Origin of the sequence: Agrobacterium sp. a22-2, from assembly GCF_012276985.1 — a bacterium.
GTDB lineage: Bacteria > Pseudomonadota > Alphaproteobacteria > Rhizobiales > Rhizobiaceae > Allorhizobium.
Genome location: NZ_JAAXMM010000011.1, coordinates 158564 through 174407 on the forward strand (window position 1 = coordinate 158564; position 15844 = coordinate 174407).

The following is a 15844-nucleotide window of genomic DNA, read 5'->3' on the forward strand; positions in this document are numbered from 1 at the left end:
CGTCCTTACTTCAGGTCTTCCGGCAGCAGGGCGGCCGGGATGTTCTGATAGCTGACCGGACGCAGGAAGCGGCGGATGGCCATCGTGCCGACCGAGGTTGCACCGAAATTGGTGCTGGCCGGATAGGGGCCGCCATGCACCATGGCGTCGCAGACTTCAACGCCGGTCGGGAAGCCATTGGCCAGCACGCGGCCGGCCTTGCGCTCCAGGACGGGCATCAGGCGACGGCCGAGTTCCGTGTCGCCATCGTCCATCTGCAGGGTGCAGGTCAACTGGCCCTCAAGGCTTTCGGCAACCTTCAGCATCTCGTCCTTGTCGCTGACCGTCACCACGACGCCGAGCGGTCCGAAGACTTCCTCGCCGAGTTCGTGATTGGCCAGCCATTCCTTGCCGGTGGTGGCAAAGAGATAAGGCGTGGCATTGCGCAGGTCGCAGCTGGAGGTCAGCACGGCCTGAACGCCGGCGGTCGCGGCAATGCGGTCGGCGCCCTTGCGATAGGCATTGGCAATGCCGTCGGTCAGCATGGTCTGCGGCGCGACGCCGGCGAGACCGTCCTTGGCAGAGGCGACGAAAGCGTCGGCCTCAGTGCTTTCGATCAGCACGGCAATGCCTGGATTGGTGCAGAACTGGCCGGCACCCATGGTGAGCGATCCGGCCCAGCCCTTGGCGATGGTTTCGCCACGGGCGGCCAGCGCTTCCGGCAGCAGGAACATCGGGTTGACCGAACCCAGCTCGCCGAAGAAGGGGATCGGCTCGGGACGGCTGACGCAGAGGTCGAACAGGGCGCGGCCACCGGCCAGCGAACCGGTGAAACCGACGGCGCGGATCAGCGGGTGCTTGACCAGCGCAATGCCGACATCGTGGCTGCCGCCCTGGACGAGCGAGAAGACGCCCGGATGCATGCCGAGGCGCTTGATCGCCGCGTCGATGGCCTGGGCGACGATTTCGCCGGTGCCGGGATGGGCTTCATGACCCTTGACGACAACCGGGCAACCGGCTGCCAGCGCGGAGGCGGTGTCACCGCCGGCGGTCGAGAAGGCCAGCGGGAAGTTGGAGGCACCGAAGACGGCAACCGGGCCGATCGGGCGCTGCATCAGACGGATATCGGGGCGCGGCAGCGGCTGACGATCCGGCAGGGCGGCGTCGTAGCGGCGGTCGAGATAGTCGCCCTTCAGAATATGGGAGGCGAACAGGCGGAGCTGGCCGGTGGTGCGGCCGCGCTCGCCGTTGAGGCGGGCTTCCGGCAGGCCGGTTTCCTGCGTGCCGATCAGGGTGATGGCTTCGCCACGCTTGTCGAGTTCCTCGGCAATGGCTTCCAGCAGGGCAGCTCGTTCGGCGCGGGTCGAGTAGCCGAAGCTCGCAAAGGCTTCTTCGGCGGCTTTGACGGCGCGGTCGACTAGGTCAGGCGTGCCGATGGAGAAGGTGTGCGCATCGCCGGTGGCGGGCCGTGAGGTAAAGGTCCCGTTGCCTTCGACCCATTCTCCTGCGATCAGGTGTTTCCCGGTCAAATTCAGCGTCATCCTGCTATCCTTTCAAAACAATTGGTTATTGCAGAGCGAAGCCTTGTCGGCCACCGCATTCTGCTGAATGCCTTCGCATGCGATCAGGCTGCCCGGCCGCTGGTCGGCCGCCGGGGCCGTCTTACTCGATGAAGGCTTCGACTTCGTGACGCTCCGCCGTGAGGAAGGCGTCGGCCACAAGCCGCAGCGGCTGGAAATCCGCATCGCTGGTCCGGGTGCGAACCAGTTCCGCAAAGCGCGTGTAGATGCGGGCATATTCCCGATCCGGCCCTTCGACGGTCAGCGTCTCGTCTATATAGAGTTCCGCACCGCCCTTTGCGAGCCGCAAGGTGCCCTGATCCGTCTTGACAACGATATCCCAGGTCTGCGGGCCTTCCTGGCGCCAGTCGAATTCAGCGGTGATCGGTGCCCCGGCGGCGCTTCTCATCTGCAGGCTGGCCGCAATCGGCTGCTGGCGATTGGCGGGGAAGGACAGCGATGCCTTTTCGACAAGGGTCTGGCCCGGAATGATGGCGGTCAGGATGGACAGGGCGTTGATGCCGGGATCGAAAACGCCGAAGCCGCCCGCTTCCCAGATCCAGGCCTGGCCGGGGTGCCAGCGCCGCACGTCTTCTTTCCAGGTAATCTCGATCCCGGCGATTGTCTTATCGGACAGCCATTCGCGGGCCGGCTCGACGCCGTTGGCAAAGCGCGAATGCCAGGTGGCAAACAGCGAGACACCGGCCTTATCGGCCAGTTCGGCCAGAGCCTGCGCTTCGCCGATGGTGGCGGCCGGCGGCTTTTCGAGCAGCACGTCTAGACCGGCGGCAATCGCCTTCTTTGCCATGTCGAAGCGCACTTCCGGCGGCGTGCAGAGCGAGATGGCGCGAATGTCCGGCCGGGCCGTCAGAAACGCGTCATAGCTTTCGAAGTTCTCGGCGCTGTCGATCTTGCCATGGCGGCTGATAGCGGCCTGGATGACGAAATCGTCGCCATTCTCCACCGATGGAATGTGCTGGTCGCGGGCAATCTTGCCGACGCCTGCCAGCGCCAGTCCAATGCGATCCGTTGCGGTCATGATCCCAATCCGTTCTTGGCGTTTGTCAGGGATGTTCGGTTTTCCCGAAAAGACAAACGAAAACAAAAGAAGCTTAAGCTGGCCCGGTTCACTTAAGAACCAGGCCAATCCTTTAGTGCGAGTCCTTGCCGACATCGCTGCCGCGACAACCCTTCAGGAAGTCGAAATCCGCGCCGGTATCGGCTCCTTCGACATGATCGTGGAACATGCGGGCATAACCGCTGGCCGGAGGCTCGACGGACGGACGCCAGGCCGACAGGCGCAGCTGCATTTCCTCGTCGGTAATGTCGAGATGAATGCGGCGGTTGGCCACATCAAGCTCGATCATGTCACCGTTGCGCACGATCGCCAGCGGACCGCCGACAGCGGCTTCCGGCGAAGTGTGTAGCAGGACGGTGCCATAGGCGGTGCCGGACATGCGCGCATCCGAAATGCGGATCATGTCGGTGATGCCCTTGCGCAGAACCTTCGGCGGCAGGCCCATGTTGCCGACTTCGGCCATGCCTGGATAGCCGCGCGGACCACAGTTCTTGAGCACCATGACGCAGTTTTCGTCGATGTCGAGCGCCTCGTCGTTGATCTTGGCCTTGTAGTCGTCGATATCCTCGAACACCACGGCGCGGCCGCGATGCTGCATCAGGTGGACGGAGGCTGCGGACGGCTTCAGCACGCAGCCCTTCGGCGCGAGATTGCCGCGCAGGACGGCAATACCGCCCTGCTGGGTCAGGGCTTCGCTGACGGGACGGATGACGTCCTCGTTCCAGTTGCGCACGTCCTTGACCTCGTCCCAGATCGGGCCGCCGGAGACGGTCAGCGCGTCCTTGTGCAGCTTGCCGGCTTCGCCGAGCATCTTCAGGACAACCGGAAGGCCGCCGGCATAGAAGAATTCTTCCATCAGGTATTTGCCTGATGGCATCAGGTTGACGACCGTCGGGATGTCGCGTCCACAGCGGTCCCAGTCGTCGAGCGTCAGGTCGATGCCGACGCGGCCGGCCATGGCAAGCAGATGCACGACGGCATTGGTGGAGCCGCCGATCGCGCCGTTGGTGCGGATGGCATTCTCGAAGGCTTCCTTTGTCAGAATGTCGGACGGCTTCAGGTCGTCTTTGACCATCTGCACGATACGACGGCCGGACAGCTGCGCCATGACGCGGCGACGGCTGTCGACGGCGGGGATCGCGGCATTGCCGGACAGCGCCATCCCCAGCGATTCGATCATCGAGGCCATGGTCGAGGCCGTGCCCATGGTGTTGCAGGTGCCGGTCGAGCGCGACATGGAGGCTTCGGCCTCCAGGAATTCTTCCTGGGTCATCTCGCCGGCCTTGACGGCTTCGGAGAACTTCCACAGATGCGTGCCGGAGCCGACCCGTTCGCCACGGAAATAACCGTTCAGCATCGGGCCGCCGGTGACCATGATCGACGGGATGTCGGTCGAGGCGGCGCCCATCAGCAGCGATGGGGTGGTCTTGTCGCAGCCGACGAGCAGGACCGCGCCGTCGATCGGCTGGCCGCGCATGGCTTCCTCGACGGCCAGTGCCGCGAGGTTGCGGTACATCATCGCCGTGGGACGGAAGGTGTTTTCGGAGGCCGAGAAGACCGGGACTTCAACCGGGAAGCCGCCGGCTTCCCAGACGCCGGCCTTCACCTTTTCAGCCAGATCGCGCAGATGGCCGTTGCAGGGGGTCAGGTCGGACCAGGTGTTCATGATGCCGATCACAGGGCGACCGTCGAAGAGGTCGTGCGGGTAGCCCTGGTTCTTCATCCAGCCGCGGTGATAGATGGTATCGCGCGACGTGCCGCCGTACCAATGCTGCGACCGGAGTTTACGGGGCCAGGCTGCTGGCTTGAAAGCGCTCATGGCGTATCTCGATTCTGTTCAATGCGGTCGTGATGGGCCGCGATACGGCGGCCCGGAGCTCAAAGCATTTCGATGCGAAGACTGTCTTCTTCGGCAATCTTCAACGGGTTCTTCAGGGCCAGGCCGAATTGTGGCGAGCTGATCTCGAAGACATCGCCGGCCTGCGTCGTGATGCCGTCGGCGACCGACAGGGTCGCTGTGCCGAACATATGCACATGCAGGTCGCCCGGCTGGCGGAACAGCTGGTATTTGAAGTGGTGGTATTCCAGGTTCGCCAGGGTGTGCGACATGTTGGCCTCGCCCGATAGGAAAGGCTTTTCCCACAGGACTTTGCCGTCGCGCAGAATGCGCGAGGTGCCGATCACTTCGTCCGGCAGGGGACCGACCAGCATTTCCGGCCCGAAGGAGGCTGGGCGCAGCTTGGAATGGGCCAGAAAGAGATAGTTGATCTTCTCGGTGACGTGGTCGGAGAATTCGTTGGCCAAGGAGAAGCCGAGGCGGAAGGGTGTGCCATCGGCGCTGATGATGTAATAGCCGGCGATCTCGGGTTCTTCGCCACCGTCCAGCGCGAAGGAGGGGGAGACCAGCGGCTCGCCAGGAGCCACGGCCATCGTGCCGGTACCCTTGTAGAACCATTCCGGCTGGACGCCCTTTTCGCCGGGCTTGGGCTTGCCGCCCTCCATACCCATGCGGAACATCTTCATGCTGTCGCTCATGCCGGCCGTGTCGGCATGCATGCTGTCGCGGGCCGAAGCCGAGCCGGTATGGGTGAGGCCCGTGCCCGTCAGCGCCATATGGCCGGCATCGGGGTGACGCACCGGACAATCGAGCGCGCCCTTGTCGGCCAGCGCGGTCAGATCGACCGTGTCGCCAAGGCCGCGGCGCTCGATGGCGACGGCCAAGCTGATACCGTCGGAAATGGCGGCTTTCGCCAGATCATATGTGCTTGAGGCGCCCTGGACCAGCCGCGCGACATCGCCTTCGCGGCAGATGACGCCGCCGGCCTTGAGTTGCGAGAGATACATGTTCGTGCTTCCTCAGACTGCTTTGTTCTTGTTGTAGACGTCGAAGAACACGGCAGCGAGCAGCACCAGGCCCTTGACGAGCTGCTGGTAATCGATGCCGAGACCCATGATCGACATGCCGTTGTTCATCACGCCCATGATCAGCGCGCCGATGACCGCGCCGGTGATCTTGCCGACGCCGCCGGATGCCGATGCACCGCCGATGAAGCAGGCCGCAATGACGTCAAGCTCGAAGCCGACGCCGGCTTTCGGCGTTGCCGAGTTGAGGCGAGCGGCGATAATCATGCCGGCGAGCGCTGCCAGGACGCCCATATTGACGAAGGTGTAGAACGTCAGCCGCTCGGTGTTGATGCCGGAAAGCTTGGCCGCCTTCTCGTTGCCGCCCATCGCATAGATACGGCGGCCGATGGTGGAGCGTGTGGTGATGAAGGCGTAAAGTGCGATCAGCACGCCCATGATGACGAGAACGTTCGGCAGGCCGCGATAGGTTGCCAGCTGGAAGCCGAGGAATACCGCAACGATGCTGATGATTGCCATCTGCACGGCAAAGAACACGAAGGGCTCGTTCTCGCTGCCATGCTGTTCGTTGACCTGACGATTGCGGAAGCCGAAGTAGATGGCAAGAGCGACCAGGACCAGAACGACGGCGAGGGCAAAGTAGTTCTTGATCAGGCTGGTGGCCGGATCAGTGAAGGACAGGAAATCGGGGATAAAACCGGTCGAGAGGATCTGGAATTCCTTCGGAAATGGACCGATCGGACGGTTCTGCAGCACGAGATAGGTCAGGCCGCGGAAAACGAGCATGCCGGCCAGCGTGACGATGAAGGCTGGGATCTTCTGGTAGGCGACCCAATAGCCCTGTGCCGCTCCCAAAATACCGCCGAGGATCAGGCAGAGCGGAATGACCAGCGCGAAATGCATGCCCCATTTGACCAGCATGATGGCCGAGAGGGCGCCGACGAAGGCCACGATTGAGCCGACCGACAGGTCGATATGCCCCGCGACGATGATCAGCAGCATGCCGAGCGCCATGATGACGATGAAGGAGTTCTGCAGCACCAGGTTGGTGATGTTGACAGGCTTGAACAGCACGCCGCCGGTCACAACCTGGAAGAAGACCATGATGATGACGAGCGCGACAAGCAGGCCGTATTCGCGAATGTTCTTCCTCAGATAGTCCCCGACGGATGTTTTGGACGTTTCGGTTTTGGCTTCGGTGACCATTAGTGTTTCTCCCCGGAGCGCATAATGGCGCGCATGATGGATTCTTGGCTTGCTTCTTCCTTTGAAAGCTCAGCGACGATGCGTCCTTCGTTCATGACGTAGATGCGGTCGCAGGTTCCCAGAAGTTCGGGCATTTCCGATGAGATCATCAGGATGCCTTTGCCTTCGGCGGCAAGCTGGTTGATGATGGAGTAGATTTCGAACTTCGCCCCGACGTCGATACCGCGGGTCGGTTCATCGAGGATCAGTACCTCGGGATTGGTGAACAGCCACTTGGACAGAACGACCTTCTGCTGGTTGCCGCCCGAGAGGTTGACCGTTTCCTGATAGATCGAATGCGAGCGGATGCGCAGCTTGGCGCGGTAGTCGGTAGCAACCTTGGCTTCCTTGCGGTCGTCGATGATGCCGTTTGACGATACGGCATTCAGGTTCGACAGCGTGGTGTTGCGCATGATGTTGTCGATCAGCACGAGACCCAAGTGTTTGCGGTCTTCGGTGACGTAGGCAAGGCCGGCGTCGATCGCCTTCGGGATGGTGCTGACATCGACGGGCTTGCCGCGCATCGAGACTTCGCCGGTGATCTTGTGGCCCCAGGACTTGCCGAACACGCTCATGGCGGTCTCGGTGCGTCCGGCACCCATCAGTCCGGCAATGCCGACCACTTCGCCGGCGCGCACGTTGAAATTGACGTCATGCAGGAACTGCCGGTCGCGATGGTTCTGGTGGAAGACGTTCCAGTTCTTCACTTCCAGCAGGGTTTCGCCAATCTTGGGAACGCGCGGTGGATAACGGTCTTCCATCTCGCGGCCGACCATGCCTTTGATGATGCGGTCTTCGCCGATATCTTCGCTGTGACAGTCGAGCGTTTCGACGGTGCCGCCGTCGCGCAGGATGGTGATCTTGTCGGCGACCTTCTTGATCTCGTTCAGCTTGTGCGAAATGATGATCGAGGTCATGCCCTGCTTGCGGAATTCCATGAGCAGCTGCAGCAGCGCGTCGGAATCGGTTTCGTTGAGCGAGGCCGTCGGTTCGTCGAGAATGAGAAGGCGCACCTTCTTGGACAGCGCCTTGGCGATTTCCACCAGCTGCTGCTTGCCGACGCCGATATCGGTAATGCGTGTCGTGGGCGAATCCTTGAGGCCGACCTTGTCCAGCAGCGTCTTGGTGCGCGCGAAGGTCTGCGGCCAGTGGATCACGCCATTGGTGGCGATTTCGTTGCCGAGGAAGATGTTCTCGGCAATCGACAGGAGCGGCACGAGCGCCAATTCCTGGTGAATGATGATGATGCCGAGATGTTCGCTGTCGGAAATCGTCGAGAAGCGGCGAAGTTCGCCGTCGAAGTGGATTTCGCCATCGTAGGTGCCCGCGGGGTAAACGCCACTCAGGACCTTCATCAGGGTCGATTTGCCGGCGCCGTTTTCGCCGACAAGCGCGTGGATTTCGCCTTCGCGGACCTTCAGATTGACATCGTCCAGGGCCTTGACGCCCGGAAACGTCTTGGTAATGCCCCGCATCTCGAGAATGATTTTGTCCATGTGCAAGAATTCCACGCCAGCCTGCTTAACGATCAGGTCAGACCGACAATGCAAGCTCCCTCATCATGATAGAAAGGGGTCCGCGACGGATCGCGGACCCCGGGAAACAGCAGATCTTAGTTGTCGATCTGGGCTTCGGTGTAGTAGCCGGCGCCAACCAGGATTTCCTTGGCGTTCGACTTGTCAACCGCAACCGGCTTCAGCAGGAAGGACGGAACGACCTTGACACCGTTGTTGTAGGTCTTGGTGTCGTTGATTTCCGGTTCCTTGCCGCCGATGATGGCTTCAACCATGCCGACGGTAACCTTGGCGAGTTCGCGCGTGTCCTTGAACACGGTCGAATTCTGTTCGCCAGCGAGGATCGACTTGACGGACGGCAGTTCGGCGTCCTGGCCGGTGACGATCGGCATCGGCATGTCGCCGGAGCCGTAGCCTACGCCCTTGAGAGCCGAGATGATGCCGATCGAGAGACCGTCGTAAGGCGACAGGACACCGTCAACCTTGGCGTCGGTATAGGTCGAGGACAGCAGGTTTTCCATGCGGGCCTGTGCAACTGCACCGTCCCAACGCAGCGTGCCAACCTGGTCCATGCCCATCTGGCCGGACTTGACGACGATCTTGCCCGAGTCGATCAGGGGCTGCAGGACCGACATTGCGCCATCGTAGAAGAAGAAGGCGTTGTTGTCGTCCGGCGAACCGCCGAAGAGTTCGACATTCTTAGGCTCGGTTGCGGCATCAAGGTTCAGGCCCTTGACGAGCGAGGTTGCCTGGAGAACGCCGACCTGGAAGTTGTCGAAGGTCGCGTAGTAGTCGACATTGGCCGAGTCGCGGATCAGGCGGTCATAAGCGATGACCTTGACGCCGGCATCGGCCGACTTCTGCAGGATGTCGGACAGGGTCGTGCCGTCGATGGCGCCGATGATGAGAACCTTGGCACCCTTGGTGACCATGTTTTCGATCTGGGCGAGCTGGTTCGGGATGTCGTCATCGGCAAACTGCAGGTCCGGGGTGTAGCCGGCTTCCTTGAACAGCTTTTCCATGGTCTCACCGTCGGAGATCCAGCGGGTCGAGGTCTTGGTCGGCATCGAGATGCCAACGGTGCCCTTGTCCTGCGCAAATGCGGCGGTGGACAGAAGCGATGCGCCCAGTGCGATGGACGCAATTAGAGTGGTGAACTTTTTCACAGGAACCTCCCAATGTTGCCAGGCGGCCCCAGCTCCGTCTGCCAGCCGCCCGAAAAAGAACCAGCACGCAGACAATGCGGCGTGATCCGGTCGCGACTCTTATCGTCCGTCCCATATCGATCAAATGAATTATTTGACATACTGCATACCATCATTGATATGTGACCTATGACCGACACGCTTGCCAACCGTCTGCAGCCCAAACATTTTAGCTTGATCAAGGCTGTTGCCGAGACGGGCCAGCTCAGTCTTGCGGCCCATGCCTTGTCGATTACCCAGCCTGCGGCATCGCGCATGCTGGCCGATGTCGAGCGGCTGGTGGGTGCTCCAGTCTTTATCAGGACGCCGAAAGGCATGGAGCCGACGGCGGTCGGAAGGGCTCTCGCCAGGCGGGCGCACGGGCTGCTGGAAGAGTTCCGCGAGGCGGCGCGAGAGGTCGACGCGATCAAGCGCGGGTTGATCGGTTCCGTCAGGGTTGGTGCGGTCACGGGCGGGGCTCTAGGCTATATCGTGCCGGCAATCCGGGCCTTGAAGGCCGAAGCGCGCACGGCCGATATCCACGTCGACGTGGCGCCCAGCGGCTCGCTGATTTCCGACCTTCGCTCGGGGCAACTGGACTTCATCCTCGGGCGGATTCCCGTGGGCACGGATGCCCGGCAATTCGATGTTCGCCATGCGCGCGTCGAGGAGGTGGATCTGCTGGTGCATCAGAGTCATCCTCTGGCTTTTGCCTCCAAACTGGAGATGAACGATCTGGTGCATTTCTCCTGGGTGATGCAGGGGCCCGGTGCACCGGTGCGCCAGGCGGTGGAGAGCGTCTTCATCGAGGCGGGCGCTGCAATTCCTTCCGACATCGTTAATACGACGTCACTTCTGGTGATGATCGCCATGCTCGCCACCTCCTACGCGATCGCTCCGATGTCGAGCGAGGTGTCGGATCTGCTCTGTCGCCATACGACCGGCTCGGGCCTCTGCCGGCTCGATATCCGCACGCCGATCATCGTTGCGCCCTATCACCTGATCACGCTCAAGGGCAAACGCAGCACGCCGGTGGCCGAACGGCTGTGCGATCTCGTGTTGCACGAATTCATGACACGGCGTCTGGATTGAGCGAAACAGCGCCGGAGGGATCCAAAGCGCATTGGATCCGCGGCAGGCATTCCCATGGCATCGCCTTTCGAAAACCTGGATCGGGCAATCCCACATCGTCGCGTTTCGGACGCGTCCTGTATTTTTGCGACATAAGCCGCAAACCTGTTGAATCTGGCTTGTTGGAGCGAATAATCCGCCATTATATGCGCGGATTGGGCTGGACAGGAGGGGCGCCTTCTGATCGTGTCCGCAACGAAAATATGACTAAAGTTTCACTGCAATGACTGACTTGGACTGAGGGGAGATTGGCTTGAAGATCGGTTCGCCAAGGGAAATTTTTCAAGGGGAGGCGCGGGTCGCCATGACCCCGGACAGTGCAATCCAGTTGAAGAAGCTGGGCTATGATTGCGTCATCGAGGCGGGAGCGGGCAAGGCGGCCGGCTTTTCCGATGATGCGTATCGCGCTGTCGGTGTCGATGTGGTGGAGACTGCCGAGACGCTGTTCGCATCCGTTGACGTGATTGCCAAGGTGCGTCCGCCGGAGCCGGCGGAAGTCGATCGGCTTTCGTCCGGCAAGACGCTGATTTCGTTCTTCTATCCGGCCCAGAGCAAGGACCTTCTGGAGCAGGCCAAGTCGACTGGTGCCAACGTGATCGCCATGGACATGGTGCCGCGCATCAGCCGCGCCCAGAAGATGGATGCCCTGTCGTCGATGGCCAATATTGCCGGCTATCGCGCCGTGATCGAGGCTGGCAGCAATTTCGGCCGCTTCTTCACCGGCCAGGTGACGGCGGCCGGCAAGGTTCCGCCCGCCAAGGTTCTGGTCATCGGCGCCGGCGTCGCCGGTCTCGCCGCGATCGGCACGGCCACCTCGCTTGGCGCCATTACCTATGCCTTCGACGTTCGCCCTGAAGTGGCCGAGCAGATCGAGAGCATGGGCGCGCAGTTCGTCTATCTCGATTTCACTGAGGCCCAGGATGGCGCTGCGACCGGTGGCTATGCCGCCCCGTCCTCGCCGGAGTTCCGCGAAAAGCAACTCGCCAAGTTCCGCGAACTTGCACCGGAGATCGACATCGTCATCACCACGGCGCTGATCCCCGGCCGCGATGCGCCGAAGCTGTGGCTCGCCGACATGGTGGCTGCCATGAAGCCGGGCTCGGTGGTGATCGATCTTGCTGCCGAACGCGGCGGCAATTGCGACCTCACCGTGCCGGATCAGAAGATCGTCTCCGACAATGGCGTGACCGTGGTCGGCTATACGGATTTCCCGAGCCGCATGGCGGCGCAGTCCTCGACGCTCTATTCCACCAATATCCGCCATATGATGACCGACCTGACGCCGGCCAAGGACGGCGTACTGGTTCACAACATGGAAGACGACGTCATCCGGGGCGCGACGGTCACCTATCAGGGCGAGATCACCTTCCCGCCGCCGCCGCCGAAGATCAAGGCGATCGCGGCCGCCAAGCCGAAGGAAAAGGCCAAGGAGCTGACGCCCGAGGAGAAGCGAGCCAACGAGATCGCCGCCTTCAAGGCCCAGACCAAGAGCCAGGTCGGCCTGCTGGTCGTTGCCACGCTGCTGTTGTTGCTGGTCGGTGCCTATGCGCCCGAAAGCTTCATGGGCCATTTCATCGTCTTCGTGCTGGCCTGCTTCATCGGCTTCTCGGTCATCTGGAATGTCAGCCATTCGCTGCATACGCCGCTGATGGCCGTGACCAATGCCATTTCCGGCATCGTCATCCTTGGCGCTCTGCTGCAGGTCGGGTCCAGCAACTGGCTCGTCGTTATCCTGGCCTCCCTGTCGGTTTTGATCGCCACGATCAATATCGTCGGTGGCTTCCTCGTCACCCGGCGCATGCTCGCCATGTTCCAGAAGTCTTGAGGGGGATCAGGTCATGACGATCGGTATCGTTTCCGCCGCCTATATCGCTGCGGCTGTTCTTTTCATTCTCTCGCTCGGCGGCCTGTCCGGCCAGGAGAGCGCCAAGCGCGCCGTGTGGTACGGCATCACAGGCATGGGCCTTGCCGTAGTCGCGACGGTGTTCGGCCCTGGCGTCGGCAACTGGTTTATCATTCTTCTGATGATCGCTGGCGGTTCGGTCATGGGCTATTACGTCGCAAGCCGCGTCCAGATGACCGAGATGCCGCAGCTGGTTGCGGCGCTGCATTCCTTCGTTGGTCTGGCCGCCGTGTTCATCGGCTTCAATGCCGAGCTTGAACTCGGTACGGTTCTGGCCCTGAAGGCGGCCGGCGGCGATTTGACGACACTGGCCGGCTTTGCTGAAAAGCTCGCCCACAAGGATGCGGTGGAAATCGCCATCCTCAAGGTCGAGGTCTTCCTCGGCGTGTTCATCGGCGCCGTCACTTTCACCGGCTCGGTCATCGCCTTCGGCAAGCTGGCCGGCAAAGTGGACGGCAAGGCCAAGAAGCTGCCCGGCGGGCATTTCCTCAATGCCGGCGCGGCCCTCGCTTCGCTGGTCCTGCTGATCCTGTTCTTCAACGGCGCCGGAATCTGGACCCTGGTCCTGATGACGCTGCTGGCCTTCTTCATCGGCTATCACCTGATCATGGGCATCGGCGGCGCCGACATGCCGGTGGTGGTCTCCATGCTGAACAGCTATTCCGGCTGGGCGGCGGCGGCCATCGGTTTCACGCTCGGCAATGATCTGCTGATCGTCACCGGCGCGCTGGTCGGCTCGTCAGGCGCGATCCTGTCCTACATCATGTGCAAGGCGATGAACCGCTCCTTCGTTTCGGTCATCCTCGGCGGCTTCGGCACGGTAACGGGACCGGCCATGGAGATCGAGGGCGAACAGATCGCCATCGATGCCGAGGGCGTTGCCTCGGCTCTCAACGAAGCCGACAGCGTCATCATCGTTCCGGGCTACGGCATGGCCGTTGCCCAGGCACAGCAGGCCGTCTCGGAACTGACCCGCAAGCTGCGCGCCAGCGGCAAGGAGGTGCGTTTCGCCATCCATCCGGTGGCGGGCCGTCTGCCCGGCCACATGAACGTGCTGCTGGCGGAAGCCAAGGTACCTTACGACATCGTCATGGAAATGGACGAGATCAACGACGACTTCCCGAATACGGACGTCGTCATCGTCATCGGCTCCAACGACATCGTCAACCCGGCGGCAGAGGAAGACCCGAACTCGCCGATCGCCGGCATGCCGGTGCTGCAGGTGTGGAAGGCCAAGCAGGTCTTCGTCTCCAAGCGCGGCCAGGGCACCGGCTATTCCGGCATCGAGAACCCGCTGTTCTACAAGGACAACACGCGGATGTTCTACGGCGACGCTAAGAAGTCGGTGAGCGAACTGCTGCCGATGATCAAGTAGGACGGCGCTTTACGCGAGACTTGAAGAAGCCGGGTGGAGACGCCCGGCTTTTTCGTGGGCGCTATCGAAGCGAAAAACGCTCTCAACCCATCAAATGTCAAAATACTCCGGCCGGTCGAGGTCGGCGATGAGGCCGGGTTGGGTTGGGTGCCAGCCGAGCGCGTCGCGGGTCTGTTGGCTTGAGGCGCGGTTGTCGATGGCGGCGAAATGGGCGAACCAGCCGAAGTGTTCAGCGGCCTGCTCGGGGGAAGTAGCGATGACCGGCAGGTTCAACCGGCGGCCGATCACGCCGGCGATGTCGCGGAACGGGATTCCCTCTTCCGCGACACCGTGATAACGCCCGCCGGCAAGTCCCTTTTCCAGCACCAGTCGGTAGAGCTTTGCGGCATCAAGCCGGTGCACGGCGGGCCAGTCGTTCATGCCCTCGCCGATATAGGCGGAGACGCCCTTTTCACGGGCTATGCCGATCAGGATCGGCACGAAGCCGTGGTCGCCATCACCGTGCACCGACGGCGGCAGCCGCACCACCGAGACGCGTATGCCGGCCTCAGTCATCGAAAGGGCCGTCTGCTCGGACACCCGCGGGATCGACGAGCCGTAGGCCGGCGGTGTGTCTTCGGTCGCAAGGGCTGTTCGGGTCAGCAGTCCCGTGGCGGAGGTGACGATCAGGGCGCGTCCTGTGCCGGCCAGCGCCTGGCCGAGAGCCTCGATGGCGCAGCGGTCGACTTCGCAATTCTCCTTGAATCTTGAGAAATCATGGTTGAAGCCGGTGTGAATGACGGCATCTGCCACCGCCGCACCGCTTTTCAGGCTGTCGAGGTCTTCCAGATTGCCGCGATGGGCTTTGGCGCCGGCAGCGGTCAGTGCCGCGGCAGCCTTGTCGGAGCGCACCAGGCCGAGGACCTCGTGGCCTGCCTGGATCAGTTCTTGGACGACGGCCGAGCCAACAAAGCCCGTGGCGCCGGTGACGAAAACACGCATCGTATCTCTCCTTGTTATGTTGCTCGGCGCCGTCGTGCGGCTCCGTTGAGGGAGAGATAAGGGTTTGCGGGCATACGATCTATGCTGTAAAATCCGGATAAACTTCGCCATCGTCCTGGAATTTTGGATGGACCCGCTGTCAAACGTGCTGTCGCTGCTCAAGCCGCGCAATTATTTATCGGCCGGTTTCGAGGCGGGCGGCGACTGGTCGATCCAGTTTCCCGACCAACAGGAAGGCATCAAATGCGGCGCCGTGGTCTCCGGCGAATGCTGGCTGGCGGTGGATGGCGTTACCGACGTCGTGCGCCTTCGGCCGGGCGACTGTTTCCTGTTGCCGAGCGGTCGGCCTTTCCGGCTGGCAACCGATCTTGCTTGGCCCGCGGTCGATGCCGCCTCGGTGTTTCTGGCGCCGCGCGAGGGCAGCATTGCCCGGTTGAACAGTGGCCGGGATTTCTCGCTGGTCAGCAGCCGGTTCGGGCTTTCCGGCAATCATGCCGGCTTTCTGCTGCGGATGCTGCCGCCCATCGTCCTCATCCGCGACCAGGCCGGGCAGGCGGTGCTGCGCTGGTCGGTCGAACGCATGATGCAGGAATTGCGGGATCCGCAGCCCGGCGGCTTTCTGGTGGTCGAGCACCTCGCCCATATGATCCTTCTCCAGGCGCTGAGGCTGCATCTGGCGGAGGGGGCGGCGACCGGCGTCGGCTGGCTCTTTGCTCTTGCCAACAAGCAGATGAGCGCGGCGATCGGTGCCATGCATGCGGACCCGGCCCATCGCTGGACCTTGCAGGCCCTGGCGTCGCAGGCCGGCATGTCGCGATCCAGCTTTGCCTTGAAATTCAAAGAAACCGTCGGCACATCACCTCTGGACTACCTGACGCAATGGCGCATGGCGCTGGCCGCCGACAGGCTGGAAACATCCGAGGATCCGCTGTCGATCATCGCGCCGTCCCTGGGCTACGAATCCGAGGCGGCGTTCAGTACGGCGTTCAAACGGGTCATGGGATGCTCGCCGCGGCGCTACAGCCGCGGTTGA

Annotated in this window: 12 protein-coding genes; 4 read left to right on the forward strand and 8 right to left on the reverse strand. The window is 62.1% G+C overall.

Translation table 11 applies throughout. The features are described from left to right. Positions 1 to 5: 5 nt before the first annotated feature. From HFC70_RS18135 to chvE, 7 genes are all read right to left on the reverse strand, one after another. On the reverse strand, positions 6 to 1520 hold the full coding sequence (locus HFC70_RS18135) for an aldehyde dehydrogenase (NADP(+)) (protein ID WP_168474682.1): 1515 nt from the start codon (positions 1518 to 1520) through the stop codon (positions 6 to 8). Positions 1521 to 1641: 121 nt separating this feature from the next. Then, complete coding sequence (locus tag HFC70_RS18140; protein ID WP_168474683.1) at positions 1642 to 2577, reverse strand: Gfo/Idh/MocA family protein; 936 nt, start codon at positions 2575 to 2577, stop codon at positions 1642 to 1644. A 112-nt stretch (positions 2578 to 2689) separates the two neighbouring features. Next, complete coding sequence (gene araD / locus HFC70_RS18145; RefSeq protein ID WP_168474684.1) at positions 2690 to 4435, reverse strand: L-arabinonate dehydratase; 1746 nt, start codon at positions 4433 to 4435, stop codon at positions 2690 to 2692. 59 nt (positions 4436 to 4494) lie between these two features. Further along, positions 4495 to 5460: an AraD1 family protein gene (gene araD1 / locus HFC70_RS18150; RefSeq protein WP_168474685.1), complete on the reverse strand. Its 966-nt coding sequence runs from the start codon at positions 5458 to 5460 to the stop codon at positions 4495 to 4497. 12 nt (positions 5461 to 5472) lie between these two features. Beyond that, entirely contained in the window at positions 5473 to 6684 is a 1212-nt protein-coding gene (gene mmsB, locus HFC70_RS18155; protein ID WP_168474686.1) for a multiple monosaccharide ABC transporter permease, read from the reverse strand. Beyond that, entirely contained in the window at positions 6684 to 8219 is a 1536-nt protein-coding gene (gene mmsA, locus HFC70_RS18160; RefSeq protein WP_168474687.1) for a multiple monosaccharide ABC transporter ATP-binding protein, read from the reverse strand. Before mmsA ends, mmsB begins: the two co-directional genes overlap by 1 nt. Before the next feature lie 116 nt (positions 8220 to 8335). Further along, positions 8336 to 9403 carry a multiple monosaccharide ABC transporter substrate-binding protein gene (gene chvE / locus HFC70_RS18165; protein WP_168474688.1) on the reverse strand — a complete coding sequence of 356 codons (1068 nt, stop codon included), beginning with the start codon at positions 9401 to 9403 and terminating at the stop codon, positions 8336 to 8338. Between the two features lie 168 nt (positions 9404 to 9571). On the opposite strand from chvE, the gene HFC70_RS18170 reads away from it, so the two are divergent. The 3 genes from HFC70_RS18170 to HFC70_RS18180 all read left to right on the forward strand — a co-directional run bounded on the left by HFC70_RS18170 (position 9572) and on the right by HFC70_RS18180 (position 13830). Then, positions 9572 to 10513 (forward strand): LysR family transcriptional regulator, encoded by a 942-nt coding sequence (locus HFC70_RS18170; RefSeq protein WP_168474689.1) that lies wholly within the window; start codon positions 9572 to 9574, stop codon positions 10511 to 10513. Positions 10514 to 10805: 292 nt separating this feature from the next. Next, positions 10806 to 12377, forward strand: coding sequence for a Re/Si-specific NAD(P)(+) transhydrogenase subunit alpha (locus tag HFC70_RS18175; RefSeq protein WP_168474690.1), 1572 nt, complete (start codon positions 10806 to 10808; stop codon positions 12375 to 12377). Positions 12378 to 12390: 13 nt separating this feature from the next. Beyond that, positions 12391 to 13830, forward strand: a complete 1440-nt coding sequence (locus HFC70_RS18180; protein ID WP_168474691.1) for an NAD(P)(+) transhydrogenase (Re/Si-specific) subunit beta — start codon at positions 12391 to 12393, stop codon at positions 13828 to 13830. A 90-nt stretch (positions 13831 to 13920) separates the two neighbouring features. On the opposite strand, the gene HFC70_RS18185 is transcribed toward HFC70_RS18180, so the two are convergent. Beyond that, on the reverse strand, positions 13921 to 14811 hold the full coding sequence (locus tag HFC70_RS18185) for an SDR family oxidoreductase (protein WP_168474692.1): 891 nt from the start codon (positions 14809 to 14811) through the stop codon (positions 13921 to 13923). Positions 14812 to 14938: 127 nt separating this feature from the next. Here HFC70_RS18185 and HFC70_RS18190 point away from each other — a divergent pair, with 127 nt between their 5' ends. Next, on the forward strand, positions 14939 to 15844 hold the full coding sequence (locus HFC70_RS18190; RefSeq protein WP_168474693.1) for an AraC family transcriptional regulator: 906 nt from the start codon (positions 14939 to 14941) through the stop codon (positions 15842 to 15844).